General features: G+C 54.3%; 16 protein-coding genes and 1 pseudogene. 7 read left to right on the top strand and 10 right to left on the bottom strand.

All coding sequences use genetic code 11. The features are described from left to right. Window positions 1–27: 27 nt before the first annotated feature. Window positions 28–906, bottom strand: coding sequence for a phosphotransferase family protein (locus KRAC_RS45090; protein ID WP_007918837.1), 879 nt, complete (start codon window positions 904–906; stop codon window positions 28–30). 189 nt (window positions 907–1095) lie between these two features. Between KRAC_RS45090 and KRAC_RS45085 the strand changes: the two genes are divergently transcribed. Then, the gene (locus KRAC_RS45085; protein ID WP_007918835.1) at window positions 1096–1434 is read left to right on the top strand and encodes a cupin domain-containing protein; all 339 of its coding nucleotides are present in this window, start codon (window positions 1096–1098) and stop codon (window positions 1432–1434) included. Window positions 1435–1500: 66 nt separating this feature from the next. Here KRAC_RS45085 and KRAC_RS45080 read toward each other — a convergent pair whose 3' ends face one another. The 8 genes and pseudogenes from KRAC_RS45080 to KRAC_RS67755 all read right to left on the bottom strand — a co-directional run bounded on the left by KRAC_RS45080 (window position 1501) and on the right by KRAC_RS67755 (window position 8155). Continuing rightward, window positions 1501–2277 (bottom strand): metallophosphoesterase family protein, encoded by a 777-nt coding sequence (locus tag KRAC_RS45080; RefSeq protein WP_007918832.1) that lies wholly within the window; start codon window positions 2275–2277, stop codon window positions 1501–1503. Between the two features lie 111 nt (window positions 2278–2388). Beyond that, window positions 2389–2730, bottom strand: coding sequence for a VOC family protein (locus KRAC_RS80270; protein ID WP_420795873.1), 342 nt, complete (start codon window positions 2728–2730; stop codon window positions 2389–2391). A gap of 24 nt (window positions 2731–2754) precedes the next feature. Beyond that, window positions 2755–2955, bottom strand: a complete 201-nt coding sequence (locus KRAC_RS45070; protein WP_420795772.1) for a hypothetical protein — start codon at window positions 2953–2955, stop codon at window positions 2755–2757. 1 nt (window position 2956) lies between these two features. Beyond that, the gene (locus tag KRAC_RS45065; RefSeq protein WP_007918830.1) at window positions 2957–4342 is read right to left on the bottom strand and encodes an IS701 family transposase; all 1386 of its coding nucleotides are present in this window, start codon (window positions 4340–4342) and stop codon (window positions 2957–2959) included. Further along, window positions 4258–4635: pseudogene (locus tag KRAC_RS80265) on the bottom strand (VOC family protein); the annotation flags it as partial. The gene KRAC_RS45065 and the pseudogene KRAC_RS80265, both read right to left, overlap by 85 nt. A gap of 54 nt (window positions 4636–4689) precedes the next feature. Next, window positions 4690–5271 carry an RNA-guided endonuclease TnpB family protein gene (locus tag KRAC_RS45060; protein WP_052568233.1) on the bottom strand — a complete coding sequence of 194 codons (582 nt, stop codon included), beginning with the start codon at window positions 5269–5271 and terminating at the stop codon, window positions 4690–4692. After that, complete coding sequence (gene ltrA, locus KRAC_RS45055; protein ID WP_007903864.1) at window positions 5264–7060, bottom strand: group II intron reverse transcriptase/maturase; 1797 nt, start codon at window positions 7058–7060, stop codon at window positions 5264–5266. The genes KRAC_RS45060 and ltrA overlap by 8 nt, the downstream gene beginning before the upstream one ends. A gap of 582 nt (window positions 7061–7642) precedes the next feature. Then, the gene (locus KRAC_RS67755; protein WP_244422515.1) at window positions 7643–8155 is read right to left on the bottom strand and encodes a hypothetical protein; all 513 of its coding nucleotides are present in this window, start codon (window positions 8153–8155) and stop codon (window positions 7643–7645) included. A gap of 10 nt (window positions 8156–8165) precedes the next feature. On the opposite strand from KRAC_RS67755, the gene KRAC_RS77225 reads away from it, so the two are divergent. The 5 genes from KRAC_RS77225 to KRAC_RS45025 all read left to right on the top strand — a co-directional run bounded on the left by KRAC_RS77225 (window position 8166) and on the right by KRAC_RS45025 (window position 11990). Then, window positions 8166–8390 (top strand): hypothetical protein, encoded by a 225-nt coding sequence (locus tag KRAC_RS77225; protein ID WP_244422514.1) that lies wholly within the window; start codon window positions 8166–8168, stop codon window positions 8388–8390. Window positions 8391–8743: 353 nt separating this feature from the next. Continuing rightward, on the top strand, window positions 8744–9163 hold the full coding sequence (locus KRAC_RS45040; protein WP_007918822.1) for an organic hydroperoxide resistance protein: 420 nt from the start codon (window positions 8744–8746) through the stop codon (window positions 9161–9163). 255 nt (window positions 9164–9418) lie between these two features. Then, the gene (locus tag KRAC_RS45035) at window positions 9419–9898 is read left to right on the top strand and encodes a group II truncated hemoglobin (protein WP_007918820.1); all 480 of its coding nucleotides are present in this window, start codon (window positions 9419–9421) and stop codon (window positions 9896–9898) included. Window positions 9899–9961: 63 nt separating this feature from the next. Next, window positions 9962–10570 (top strand): IS607 family transposase, encoded by a 609-nt coding sequence (locus KRAC_RS45030; RefSeq protein WP_007918819.1) that lies wholly within the window; start codon window positions 9962–9964, stop codon window positions 10568–10570. Then, the gene (locus tag KRAC_RS45025; protein ID WP_040447175.1) at window positions 10539–11990 is read left to right on the top strand and encodes an RNA-guided endonuclease InsQ/TnpB family protein; all 1452 of its coding nucleotides are present in this window, start codon (window positions 10539–10541) and stop codon (window positions 11988–11990) included. The genes KRAC_RS45030 and KRAC_RS45025 overlap by 32 nt, the downstream gene beginning before the upstream one ends. Window positions 11991–12264: 274 nt before the next feature. On the opposite strand, the gene KRAC_RS45020 is transcribed toward KRAC_RS45025, so the two are convergent. Further along, complete coding sequence (locus tag KRAC_RS45020) at window positions 12265–13830, bottom strand: Tn3 family transposase (protein WP_075164623.1); 1566 nt, start codon at window positions 13828–13830, stop codon at window positions 12265–12267. Between KRAC_RS45020 and KRAC_RS67750 the strand changes: the two genes are divergently transcribed. Continuing rightward, window positions 13802–14263, top strand: coding sequence for a tyrosine-type recombinase/integrase (locus KRAC_RS67750; RefSeq protein ID WP_169461028.1), 462 nt, complete (start codon window positions 13802–13804; stop codon window positions 14261–14263). The two genes, KRAC_RS45020 and KRAC_RS67750, sit on opposite strands and share 29 nt — an antisense overlap. Window positions 14264–14518 lie beyond the last annotated feature (255 nt).

Here is a 14518-nt window from a genome sequence, read left to right as displayed (position 1 = left end):
GGCGCGAGTGCTCAAGCCAAAACTTTATTAGATATAATCCTTGATACCGGCTTTGAAGCTTTCCTGGTCGTTATTCTCGATGCCGTAGAGAGCCTCCTGGAGAGCGAAGGTACTGGTGTAGAAGCGGGTGCGTGGTAGCAAGGTATCGATATCGGGATAGATACGTTTAAAGCGCTTGGCGAAGTCTTCCCCATAACCAACTGAACAGGTCAGAGCGGCAATATCGACGGCTGGATCGCCCAGGCTGATCGAGCTAAAGTCGATAATGCCTGTGATGCGCTGATCCCGTTGGTCGTAGAGGATATTGCTGCACCCAAAATCGCCGTGGATTAGGACTGGTTGGTAGTCCTGGTTGCGAGCGTCGCCCAGGAAAGCCTCAAAAGCGTGAACCACCTCATCGCGAGCGTCGACGCGCATAAAGGGAAAGAGTCGCTCGCGGAAGCGCCGGTAGAGGTCTGCCCAGACCTCGTTGCCCTCAGGCGTGGGCAGATCGAGTCCCAGCTCGGCTGCTGAGAGGCTATGAAGCTGGCGCAGAAAGCCAGCAACCTGCTCGGCGAGATGCTGTACAGTTGCCTCATCAAGGGCCTGGAGTGTTTCTGGCCAGAGAGGCTCACCAGGGATCATCTTATAACCGCTGAAGACGCGACCAACCTGAGTGCGCTCGCGACTGTGATAGATAGGATTTGGGATAGGGAGTGTGAGATGTCCCTGCAAGGCACGTAAATGAGCGCTCTCAGCCTCAAGCTGGGGGATGGCGCTCGCATATTTGGGGAAGCGAAAGACCAGCTCACCATTGATGATCAGGATATCGTTAAACTGCCCGTTTGTATTGAGCTGAGTCTGCTGAATATTTAATTGCGGATACTCTTCACGAATAACCTCAATATAGTTCTCCTGCTTCTGCATAATTCTCCCTTAATTATTCTTTCGTTAAATTTATGATATCTCAGAAATTGATGTTTGTACAACTGCTGCCCGAACTAAGAGTGGTATGCCCTGTTTTGGCGAAAGTGGCACTTTCTTTAGAGCCACATCGCGCGCGATAATACTGAGCAGGACTACAGTGTATTGCCATATGAAGAACAGGAGCAGAATATGCCAGAGAAGCAGGCTTTTACCTTAGCAGATATATTTGCCGCGCGTGAGCAGGCGGGGAAGCTCTATCACGAGTTTCTGCGTGTACCTTCGATGAGCGTGGGCCTCTACCAGTTGGAGGCGGGCGCGAGCGATCCCCAACAACCGCATACTGAGGATGAACTGTATTATATCGTTCAGGGGCGTGGTCAACTTCAGGTAGCGCAGGAGCAGATCGCGGTCGAGCCAGGCTCGCTGATCTTTGTTCCCGCCAACATGGAGCACCATTTTTATTCGATCATGGAGGCTCTGAGCGTGCTTGTCTTCTTCGCGCCAGCGGAATATTCCCAACGTGGTTAAAGAGGCGTTCAAAGCAGGCCAGTAACGGAAGCGTAATCGTTTCCGTTACTGGCCTTCTCGATTTCTTCACATCTGCGCCCAGGGCGATATTTTTTCACCGCGCATGAATTGTGTCAGGAACTTCTCCGCTGGATGTGAGACTTTCTGAATAGCCTCGATGACAGCCTGGTGGTCGTAGTCGACGAAGCGTTGCTGGAGCTGGTAGCTATTTGCATTGGTATTGAGCAGCGCATAGCTGGCTTGTAGCGAGGGGATGATTGGATTGCTCACACTGCCAAGGTTTAGCACATGTACGTTTCCTACGCGACGCTCCAGGGGGAAGTGTGTATGTCCAACAATTACCAGGTCAGCCTTTGCCGGGGCGAGAGCCTTGCGCAACTCTTCCTCACTCAAGGTTGGATGAATGCCTGGACCGTCATCCAGGCCCGGCGCAGCGTGTACGCCCAACACACGTGTGCCATTCGGCAGGGTCAGGCCAACCTCTAGCGGGAGTTCGGCCAGCCAATCCCACCAGCCTCGTGCTTGAATAAAACCCTGAGTCCAGGCAAAGTTAGCCGAGAGTTCGGCCAACCTGGCAACCAGGTGGGGCTGAGTCTGCGCCTCTTCAAGGGTAGGTCCAGGTCGCTCGCCAGTAACGATGTAGCGATCAGTATTGCCACGCGTAAAGCTGGCGTTGGGCAAGGCTGTGACCTGTTCGAGCACGCCTACAGGATCGTGACCAAGCGCCGAGAAGTCACCCAGGATCCAGTAACCATCGACGCCTCCCTGCTTCTGAATATCCGCTAGAACCGCATCCAACGCGATGGAATTGCCATGAATGTCAGACAAGATAGCGAGCCGCATGCTGTGTCCTTTCGACAGTAATGTTATCAGAAATATGGAGATCATTAAAGAGTATAGTTGATATGTGCAGCTTTGTCACATTCTGAACCAGAAACGTGTTTATATACGACCTTATGGAAGTACTACTATTCCTCTGGGGGTGAAGAGCCCCACATGGTGAATGCCAGGAGCGCTATCCACCAGACGTAAGGGGACCTGTGCTGTCCCTAACCACTTTTTCAAGCGCTGCGGGTCTCTGGGTGTGATTTCCAGCCAGGCAATGCCCTGAGGTTCCATTGCATGCTGAACAGGCAGGTTACCTGGATAGTATGAGGGATTATCCCACTGCATAAAGAAAGGTAGCCAGCCCTCCACAAGTGAGAGCGATAGGCCAGCCGCCTTCCAGGTGAGGAGTGTTCCATCGGGGCGCAGCCTTGAGCGGCTCTCTGGAGTCAGACCTCGCTCTCTGGTGATCTCTTCTAGTATTACAACGAGACTTTACCAACGCAGCCCCTGCAAGTGGGCAAGAAGCCGCTTCCGATGAGAGCAATAGGCGGCGTAGTTGTGGCGTTGCTGATAAGAGATCAACGTCAGGACTGCAGGCACATCCAGCACAGGTTGGGGCAAGACAACCTGCAAGAGCAAGCGTACCTGAGCGACGCTCAGTGGCAGAGAGGCATGCGCGTCCAAGCTGGGCACCTCATCTGGGGTGGGCAAGGGACGCGTAGTCGCCGGGCGCAGGATCCCCCTCTCTCTGGTTCAGGTGTTGTTGCCACCGAACCAGGAAATGATGGGCGAGAATGACCATGGTCATGTGATGGTGCCACCCGCGCCAGAATCGCAGCTCGTAGTGGTCCATGCCCAGTTCCCCCTTGCATTCGGCAAAACAGGTCTCGATGGGCCAGCGCATCCCACTCACGCGCACAAACGTGGCAAGCGGCGTCTCTGGAGGAGCATTGCTCAGATAAAATTTCCATTCCGGCTCCTCTGCCGAACCGCTCACTTTGCGCCGGATCACGACCCAGATTTCTGGGCCTGGCAGGCGATCAAGCGGCAGGATAGCGCGAAGGACGAGAAAATCGGCAACCAGCGGGCCTTTGTGTCCCTCTAGCAATCTAAACCGTTGCCAGCGCGAGGCGGGCCACTGTTTGGCCAGTTCCTCCACGGTCACTTTGGCGGGGGAGTCGGGATGCAGGCGGGCGCGTCGGGGAGCAGGTCCTTTGCGTGAAGAGACCTGAGGCCGAACCCAACTGCTCGGAAGCGCTCGCTTCGTTTGCCCGTCCGTTTCCAGGAGCGGCCAGACCTTGGTGTCTCGCGGGATCTCGGCCAGATACCACAAGCCCACCGCATCCAGCCGTTGCAGGAAAGCAGGGGAGTCGCCGTACCCTTCGTCACAGGCGACCCACTGGGCTTGGAGACGACCCGAAGCCCTGATGCCCTCGACCAGCTGCGCCGCTAACTCATGCTTCGTTTGAAAGGTGATCTCATCGGGAATCTGGCAGTCCTGCCACCGCGTTTGGTGGTCCTCAGCGAACCAGGGTTCCGGCAGGTAGAGACGCCGGTCAAGTAAGGTGGCTCCCTTGCGACTGGCATAGCCTACAAAGACGCCGGCCTGGCAATTGTCCTTTTTGCCGGTGTGCCCGCACCATTGAGGCGCCACGCCTGCTGAGTGATCCCCATGTTTGGGAAAGTCCGAGCCATCCACGATGAGCACCCCATCCGCTTCGCCGAGCGTCTCGTTCACCAAGCGCTGGTGTTCGGCCAACAGCGCGTCATCGTCCCACTTGCCCTCTCCAATGAATTGTTGGAGCGCGCGCACGTGCCGTTCCGCATGTGGCCCCACCCCTAACAGGCGCAGGGCCATCGCTTCGACATTCTTCCGGGGAACATTCGTGGTGAGCAGCCCGCGCAAGTACAGCGCCGCCCACTCGCGCTGCTCACGTCGGTAGAACAACGGAGCGAAGTGCTGGTGGTAAGCCACCAGCACTTCGGCCAGAGAAGCTACCTCTTCCGGAGTCCATTCCTGCACCGCCAATTGGCCCGTAAGAAGCGGCTGATCGGCGGTGACATCGAGCATAAAAGACATCGGATTTCACCTCCAGGAACAAACTTCCTTTCAGTATACCCTAAAAAGTCTCGTTGTAATACTAGGGTATCTGTACGCAAGGACCAGCGCACCAGCCGATTCCCTTGCTGAATTTGTTGCAATGATGCTGACCCGTATGGATTGCGCAGGGCTTCTTCTCTGTCCACAATACCCAGGATCTCAAAATAGGCGTCACCTAGAGGAACAATACGGTTTGCTGTTCCCAAACCGGGATGACGCCCGCCATCGAGCACAGTGAAGCCTCGTGCTTCTATCTGCCTTGTTGCCGCGTCTAGATCCTGTACAGTATCTTAAAATGATGACGAATATGCCTAGAAGCCATCCGTTCAGACGGCCAGCCGTCTCGGGAGAACTGCGGCTCCCGCTACTCCTCGCCCCACTTGCAAAGGGTCGGAGCTACTTTTGCGTAAGATGTTGTAGGATCCGTTGATATCGGCATGAATGAGGCGTCCATCCCTGGCACGATACCAACTGCGAGCCACACGCTTGCCTGAAAACACTGGCTTCTCAGCCGTGTTGGCTTCATACGTTGGGATGGGGTCACCGTCCAGAAAACTGGCCTTGCTGGTGTAGCTTTCTTCTTGAAGGATGACCCTGATCCCAACCAGGTGCGCTTTGTAGGTCAACTGCTCAATGAAACGAGCATGGGGAAGCTGCACAAACTGCTGGTTGTTCCTGCGTCCCATACTCACCTCTTGTTTCCACAAGGGATTCTTGCCAATCACCAACGTCCCGATGCCTTCGCTGACCAGCAGATCAATGATCCGACGGCTGGCCGTGTGCAGATAGGCATCCACACGGCGATTGCGCTTCGTCGTCACACGATCCAACTGGCGCGAGGTGTATCGGTTCTCATGCGCGAGGCGTTGCTGCTGCTTGGCGCGCTCTTTGTTGTTAAAACTAAGCATGAGTGTCACCACTCCTACTCGTCTTCAAAACCGTGCTTGACAGTTTCCCGTCACACGGCTCCTCAGTAACATGGCCTTTGTCGTAGGTACCGTTGGCCTTTTTCGAGTGGCGCTCGTCGTGGCAATGACGATGGAGAGCGAACTTGTTGCTCAATTCCTCTCCGCCTCCTTCACTTTTCGGGGTAATGTGATCGATCTCTATGAGGTCTTCATCTTTGAAGTACAGTCCACACCAACGGCATTTTCCCTCTTGCTTCTGTAAAAGTTTTGCTTTAACTCCGTTAAGAAGCGGGTGTTTCTTGAGTCGCTGGCTCCAGTAAAGAAGATTTCCGTCATATGGGCTGGCAGTTCCTTTCACTTTTACATGACGCCGGATGTATGTTTGTTGGTGGTTTCGTAGTTGTAGGTCGGGGGTTCGGAAGATCCATCCCTTTCCTTCATCCACTTTCCAATACTTTTGCATAATCCAGTGTCGATTTTTGTTTGGGTGCCTGCGATTCGCCCATCTTTCCAGTTGTCGAAAAAGTACCATGTCGCAGTGCTTGAATGCCCTTCTTGCACAGATGCTTCGGTAGTAGTTTGCCCATCCGTAAATGACCGGGTTCAACTCTTTAATGAGCTTTTCCTGTTTCATGCTCCGGTGCTCTGCTACCAGACGATGCGTTTCTTTCACATGGTGCGCAATCGCTTCCTTACTGGGTCTGATGAGTGTCTTGAAGCCAAGTGGTTGACCATTAGGCCGCTTTCCGGTGTGTGTTTTCCCCATCGGATACTGGCGTATGGTGAAACCAAGGAAATCAAATCCCGTTTTTCCCTGATATTCCATCAAGGTGTGCATGATCCGTGTCTTGCTCGGCTTGAGTTCTAGTCCAATGCGCTGTAACCATTCCGAAAGGATTTCTTTTGCTTTTTCGACGCCTTCGAGCTTGGGATGGAAAACCACCAGATCATCGGCGTAGCGGACAAATTTGGGTCGTCCCTCCTTCCACCGGTAGGCCGCTATCAAGTCCGTTTCCATACCATGAAGCGCGATATTCATAAGTAATGGTGAGATGACTCCCCCCTGCGGGGTTCCTTTCCGGGTCTCGTCAAATATGCCATTATCAATGATTCCCGCTTTGAGCCAAGCTTTCACAAGCAGCCTTACTGCGGGATAGGTGTCGAGTTTGGCGAGAAGTGCCTGATGATCAATATGATCAAATGCTCCTTTAATATCGGCATCCAGGACATACTTTGCCTGTGTGCAGATATTGGTGTGAATGGTTTGAATTGCATCATGACAGGAACGTCCAGGGCGGAAACCAAAGCTATTGGGTTCAAATTTGGCTTCCCATTGTGGCTCTAAAGCGAACTTTACGAGGCACTGGTGCGAGCGATCTCGCATGATGGGAATCCCCAAGGGTCTTTTCTCATCCTTTCCAGGCTTGGGAATATAGATCCTTCGCACTGGTTGGGGTTTGTATTGAGACCATTGCTTGGGGTGGATTTGTTCAGCCAGAGTGAAACGCTGGGCCGGTTTGACTGATTTTACTCCGTCAATGCCTGCTGTGCGTTTTCCCTGGTTGTCTTGGGTCACTCGTCGAACCGCTAAAAGCCTTGTCGCTCTGGATTTCATCAGAAGTTTCTGTAGTTTGTGGACTGCTCTTGTGTTGCCACGGCTCTCGGCTTTGAAGATGCGCTTTTGTAGGCGGTAAACATGCTGCTCAAGCTTGCGCCAGGGCAGCTTGTTCCAACTTTCACTCTCAGGGTCAGGTGGTAGCTTGATCTTGGGTGCCTTCGTTTTCACCATACTACTCGTTTCTCTTCATTCCATGTTACCGTGCCTACGTCAGCATATCCTGGGCATTACCCCAGGCATTGGCTTTTTAGGCAATCCTTCTCGGAGGCAGCTTGCGGATGGTTTCCTGCTCATCGTATCGACCTCCAATGAGAGCGTACCTTCGAGTTACTCCGTTCCGATTATCTGTTTTGCGCTGCCGTAGGTTTGTGCTATCCACCGGGTACGCTAGTGAGTGAGGCAGGGTATCACTACACTACCCTTTCACTTTCTCCATTGTTTCGCAGATTGGTACCTTACCTTTTGGTCAAGTCTATCAGCCTGTTTGACTTGTTCAACCTAACGATGGTTCCGTTGCACATTCGCGTTATTCATTCTGTTGAATGAACTGCTAACCATAGCCGCCTGACTCGGAGATGGGTCTGCTTCAGACTAGCAGTTTCCTCTCCTGGATACCCGCTTTACGGATTGAGGACCAGTCGCTACCGTAGGGCATCGTCTTTCCGTGCTCACTTCACAGGTGAGGAATTGCACCTCACGTCAGATAATCAGTTATCAAGACATTGATCAATGTCTTGCCAGCCTTCCCCTTACTTATCCAGCAAGTTTCGGCTGAACGGATCGCACGTAGCACTGATTGAGGCTTTTGAGGGGTTTGCCACTCACCAGGCGAGGCACCAAGCCGGGCTTGTCGCTGGTGATGGCTGCGAGCACATTGACGCCCACATCCACGGCTGCCCGAAGCTGTGGGTTGACCGCAGCCGGTTGGAGCTCCTGCTCATAGACGACCTCCACCATGTAGCCATCAGCGCGTGGAACGATGCGAACCTGCCGGATGGCTTCCCAGGTGATCTGGGTCGCGATCTCGATGGGCAATCCTGATGGGATCAGCTTGCCCGTGCGCTTGAATACCCTCTTGCCCAGGGCTTTTTTCTCGTAGATGAGCATGAAGCGGCCCTTGGTCTTGTCTTGATAGCCAGGGATCTTGGGGCGTCCTGTGAAGGCGGAGGGATCTTCGCGATAGGCCTCCATCACGCGCAAAAAAGCTGACCCAGTTGTGGTGGAGCTGAATGAGGATGGCATTACTGACTTTGCGAGGGAGGGCACAATAGGCCTCATGCTGTTTCAAGCGATGGAAGATGGCAGCGTAGGGCAGATAGGTTCCCTCGTGAATGAAGGCTTGCCGGACGTGGTAATTGGCCTGATTATAGAGGTTCTTGGAGGCAAAAGCTGCCCGATCAATGATGGCAAAGCGTGCATCCTGATGACGAATGAGATGTCGTTCGACCAACTGCACCTGGTGCCTCCTCCTTTTCCAACAACACGTCCTTCGTGTCGGTGAACCTCTCTTGGCGTTTCATACAAGAACATTCTTTCTAACAAAACTCTACCAGAGACGTCTCCATTTGTCAATATCCGGTATGATTCCTTGGAAACGTTTATCACACCATAAATTATTTGCGAGAGGGTCAGCATAGTCAGGCTCCTTCGGATAGATGAATTTAGAGACAGTGTATCACCCTTTGTTGCTGACCCCTGGAATAACTGGCCAGGTGCAGGTGTTACCACAAGGAGGATGGAAGCTGTTTACGACTAGTGAGAAAAAGAATCACACCTGTCAGAAAGCAGCATCATCTTACCGGCTCTTGCTACATAGGTACATCACACACTTTATACAAGGAAAACGGCCAACAGATGAAAGTTCTCTATACAGCTGAAGCAACAGTACACGGTGGACGAGAGGGAGAGGCCCGCTCTTCAGATGGCAACCTGGTCGTGAAGTTAAGCCCGCCAAAAGAGATGGGAGGGTCAGGTGAAGGCACGAATCCCGAACAACTCTTTGCCGTCGGCTACGCAGCCTGCTTCCAGTCGGCTCTAATGCGAGTTGCACAACGTGAAAAGGTGGATGCAAGTCAATCTTCCATCACTTCCCGAGTGGGCATCGGGCCGAACGGGCAGGGTGGGTTTGGACTCGAAGTCGAACTGCGTGTCTCTCTCCCTGGAGTAGATGCAGCCACCGGCGAGAAACTCCTTGAACTTGCCCATCAGGTCTGCCCCTATTCCAACGCCACGCGCGGCAATATTCCTGTCAAACTCACGCTTGAGGAGCAATAGATGACAACCCTCTCATAGAATCTTGAGTACGAACGGAGCGGAAGACAACATGAAAGTTTTCGTGTTGTCTTCCGCTCCGTTCGTTAGAAATCTGCCTTTACCCATCAGGAAACAACTACCTGTCAAAATTGTCAGGTCCTATCCAGGAGAAATAGACAGCGACAAGCCAGTGTAAACAACTTATAATATGCAAGAAATTAAACAAGCCTATTCGCTTGTTTTGCTCCCATTCTGATACTAGAAGGATACAAAAGTTTGACAGAAAAACAAGAACCAACCCTGTTAGAGTGGGCCGGTGGGCTGCCAGCTTTAACGCGTATGACGCGCATTTTTTACGAGAAGTATGTACCGCAAGATGCGCTCCTGGCTCCCCTTTTCGCAGACATGGCACCAGATCACCCTGAACGTGTAGCTGCCTGGCTCGGCGAAGTTTTTGGAGGGCCAAAGACCTACACTGAACACTATGGTGGCTACCCGCGTATGGTCTCCCAGCATATAGGGAAGGGACTCACTGAGGCTCAGAGGGCTCGCTGGGCCTACTTGATCTGCCAAGCTGCCGATGAGGCCGGTTTGCCAACCGATCCGGAGTTCCGCTCAGCCTTTGTCTCCTACATTGAGTGGGGATCACGGCTGGCCGTAGAAAACTCGACCCCAGGCGCACATCCTCCGCTTCACATGCCCGTACCCCGCTGGGACTGGGGCACAGCAGGCCCTCCAGGTATACATTTTGTATAAGCAACCATCACAAAGTATCATCATCTCTTGCATATCTCAAGCAGATAGAGTATACTTGGATGTATGAAGTTATCGAGTTATGCCAAGAAGATTGGGATCAGTTATAACAGCGCCTGGCGTATGTGGAAACGCGGCCAGATTCCCGGCTATCAATTGCCCACCGGCACCGTGATCATTGATCCGCCAGAGCTTCGCTCGGTTCCGGTCCACGCCGTCGCTGTGTATGCTCGTGTTTCAAGCAGCGAAAACAAAGACAACCTGGAAAGGCAAGCCGAGCGGCTGGTGACCTGGTGCAATGCCCAAGGCTGGTCGGTCAGCAAAGTCGTCAAAGAGTGCGGCAGTGGCATCAACGATCAGCGGCCCAAGTTTCTGGCGCTGCTGGCAGATCCCAAAATCGGGCAGATCGTGGTTGAACACAAAGATCGCGCTTCTCGCTTTGGCGTGGCCTATATTCAGACCTTGTTGGCTATGCAAGGACGGAAACTGGTCATCGTCAACACCGCTGATACCGCCGACGATGATCTCATGGGCGATTTTATCAGCATCATTCCCTCGTTTTGCGCTCGTCTTTATGGTCGCAGACAAGCCAAACGCAAGACGGAACAAGTGCTAGCGGCTTTGCAGCAGAATGGACCCGCCTGTGAGCAAGAAGCCCCAAAAAGCCTCGCTTGATGAGAAAAAAAAGCGCAAGCGCAAAAAGAAGACGAAGCAGACCATCACTCGAGCGGTGACCCATATCCGTCTCATTGAGGCCAATCCTGGCAAACTTGAGGCGCTCGATCAGCTTGTGGCGGTTTACTTGCCGCTGTGCCAACAGTACACCACCCTGTTTTGCGAGGCCGAGACAAGCCCGGACAAGTACCAAGAAACCGTCTTCAAAACCGATCTTTCCGACCGCTTGCATCGAGTGGCAATACAGCAAGCCGCAGGCATTGCCAAAAGCGTTCGCACGAATCGAGCGAACGCCTATCAGGCGTACCTGGAAGATGTGGCTGATTATGCTCAGGCCAAAGCTCAGGCGGAAGGCCGGATGTCCGCCTTCAAACGCCGCGAACCGACCTGGACCGAATGGGATCTCCCTGTGCTGCGTGTGCCAGTCATCCAAGCCAATGTCAACGTGGTGGTGCTCGAGAAGTCGGAGGACTCCACGTTCGACTACTGGCTGCGCGTGTCCACCTTAGATGTCGGGAATCCGCTTCGAGTCCCAGTCAAACTCGCCTCCTATCACAAACGAGCACTCGAAGGCCGCACGCTCAATGCATCCACAACGCTTCACAAGCGCAATGGAGTCTGGTGGCTGACGCTCTCCTTTGAGGAGGACGTTCCTCTTCAAACCAAGCCTGACGCCCCTACAGTAGGCGTCGATGTGGGCATTGCCCATTTCCTCACGACCTCCACCAATAAAGCGTATGGCAGTTTTCATGGCAAGATGGCCCGACAGCACAAGCACGATCGGGAAAAGCGTCGCCGCAAGGCGAAACTGCGAGCCTGTCTGGAAAAGAAAGGCGTCCCAAAGGGCAAGCTTCCTTCGACAAGTTCTGAAACGTCGCAACGCTTGAGCCGTCACGTCAAGCAAGAGATCAACCGGGCGGTCAATGAGTTGGTCAAAGATCATCGAGATGCCAGACTCATTTATGAGGACCTCAATGTGGCCTCGATGCGCTTCAAAGCAAGGGTGATGAACAGTTATCTGTATGCTTCTCACCTGGGGCATATCCCAGAGCAGCTGGCCTGGGCCGCCGCCAAACAGGGCATGGCAGCCCACACGGTCCGAGCCGCCTATTCCTCTCAGGAATGCCCCCGCTGCCATTATGTCGATCGCGCTAATCGGCCGAACCAGAAAACCTTCAAGTGCCTGGTCTGTGGTTACGCAGACCAGGCCGACCGCAAAGCCGCACAGACGCTCGCGGGACGCTGGGGGGATCGGAAACTGGCGGCATGTCGCTCGACCTCGGAGGTCAAGGCGCTCCTCATGACGCGGCATGAAGCGTGGAAACAGCAGAATCAGCAGAGGATCCAGGATGCCGGGCCTCCCGTCCAGTTGAGCTTCTGGGATCCCCCAGAGATGTTCCTGGAATCATCTCACGAGTGAGCATCTCTCAGTAGAGAGAGGTGCATAGGATGCTCGTAGTGCATCCTCCCGCCTAGTCCGCTGTTTGGTAAACAGGCGTAGGTTAAAGTGAGAAGGATAATCATTGCAATAGATGGTTATGCTTTGATCAACTATTAGAGTCTCCGCCTTGGCCGAGCAGCTCGTAGAGCAAGAGAGCGTCGCCCTTCCCGCAGCCGATGAACCAGTGCATTTCTCAGAGCATATTGGGGTCACTAGATTACCGCGGGTAAAACATACGCTAAGAACGAATGAGTTACCGCTGCCCATTCACCCGGAGAGGGCGGAGCTGTCCGCTCGGGGGAATCTGTCTGGGATTCCACTGAAAGTCTCCGGTGAGATTAATGTGTTCCCATCCGAGCGGGGAGAGATGCTGAAGATGATCGTCGCTGATGATGACTCCGTCGCGCTTCAACTGCTCCACGGCGGCGGCGAGATACACAGTATTCCACAAGATAATCGCCGCGACTACTAAATTGAGACCGCTGGCGCGATATTGTTGATCCTGATAGGATCGATCGCGGATCTCTCCCAGTTGGTGGTGACACACCGCGCGTGCGAGGGCGTTGCGCGCTTCCCCTTTGTTGAGTCCCACCTGCACACGTCGGCGTAGCGGCGGGCTCTGAACCCATTTCAAGGCGAAGATACTGCGCTCGATCCGCCCGAACTCGCGCAGTGCCCATGCCAGCCCATTTTGTCGTGGGTAGGACGCCAGTTTGTTCAGGATCAGGGAGGCGGTGACCGTTCCCTTGCGCAGGGAACTGGTGAGGCGCAGCAGATCGTCCCAATGGGCTTCAATCTGCTTCACATTGATCGTGCCGCTCAAGAGCGGTTGCAGAGTCGGATAGCACTCCGGTTTGTTAAAGGTGAAGATCAGTTTCCCACCCAGATCCCGAATGCGTGGCGCAAACTCGAAGCCCAGGAGGCGCATGATTCCAAAAACCTGGTCCGTATAACCCCAGGTGTCTGTGTAATGTTCGCGGATGGCCAGATCGGTTTCGTGATAGAGCAGCCCATCCACCATATGAGGCGCATCGCGAGCGGTGGCGCTAATGACTTTCACCCGATAGGGGCCGTATTGATCTGACAGATGGGTATAAAAACTGACCCCAGGCTCGGTTCCATAGCGCAGGTTCACGGTGGCACCAGGGGTGCGTCTGCCACTCACTGGAAAGCGTTGTCCATCGGAGGAAGACGTCGTCCCATCGCCCCAATACGCCGCGAAGGGATGCTGGTGCTGAAAGTTCACGATTTCCGCCAAGGCTTTGGTGTAGGTTTCATCACGCATACACCAGTCCTCGACCCAACTGATCCGAGCAAACGTCATTCCCACGCACGCCTCGGCCATCTTCGCCGGTCCCAGGTTGAGCGCTTCGCCCAGGAGCGCCGCGAGTAGCGCGGTCTGGTCTTTGGCTAGCTCACCGGTTTGCAGGTGCGTAAAATGGCGCAAGAACGGTGCCCAGGCATCCACTTCCAGCAGGAGATCAGGCAGTTTGATCCGCGGGAGGAGGTCATACGCCTGCCGCGCCAGTCCATCCACTTCACCGGGCACAGCTTTGGACAGGGGGGTGATCACCAGTTTGTCCTTGGCCAGGCAGACATCGGGCAACGCACCAGTCACCACAAGCTGTTCCACCGTGCGCAGGTGGGTATTGAGTTCTGCCTGGCGTTCTGCGAGATAGGTCGGCCAATCACGCTCGATGGTGATCTCGGTGGTCCCTTCCTGTTGGTGTCGTTGCCACTCGGCATCGGGAAGCAGATAGTCTTCCAGGGCTTTGTACTGCCGGCTGCGCGTGATCGTGCGCTCTGGAAAGGGAAACAAAGCGCGGACCGTCCCGCTCAATGCCTCGGCGCGGCAGGCTCTCGCTGCGTACCTTGCCCCGCGCTTTGGGTGCGAGTCTACCATCAAAGCCGTGGCGGCGGCCTGGCCCCTCGGGAAACGTGAGGCGGCGCCCCTCCCGCTCTGGCAGAGCCAAAAGCGTGGGAGGCTGACCACCTCGGCCATGCGGCAAATGATTGATATCCTGGTGCGCGATGCCTCCACACGAGGGCTGATACCAGCCCAGGCCAGCGCCCACACGCTGCGGCACACCTTCACCCACAATTATTTGACTCAGCATCCTGGAGACATCGTCGGGCTTGCGACGCTCCTGGGGCATACATCTCTCGACACCACGAGGATCTACAGCCAACCCACGGTGGAGCAGTTGACCATGCGCGTCGAAGGGCTACGACAAAATGCCTACGGGGAGTGAACGGCTGTCTGGCGCAGAGACCCAGGCGGCTCTTGCTCTTGGCTAAACGGCTTAGCGTAGTCAACCGGAGCATATTTTCTCGCTCTCGATCCTTAGCGTATGTTTTACCCGCGGTAATCTAGTGACCCCATATTCAGCCACTATTTCGCCCAAAGGATCGACAATCAATGAAATGGGCATTCGACTTGTGGTCATACGAGGATGTCAAAAAACACGCCTCTGCCATTCTGCACCGCCTGCAAAGCGGGTCAATGC

The sequence above is a fragment of the Ktedonobacter racemifer DSM 44963 genome (assembly GCF_000178855.1).
Taxonomy (GTDB): domain Bacteria; phylum Chloroflexota; class Ktedonobacteria; order Ktedonobacterales; family Ktedonobacteraceae; genus Ktedonobacter; species Ktedonobacter racemifer.
This window is presented reverse-complemented; position numbering and strand designations above follow the sequence as displayed.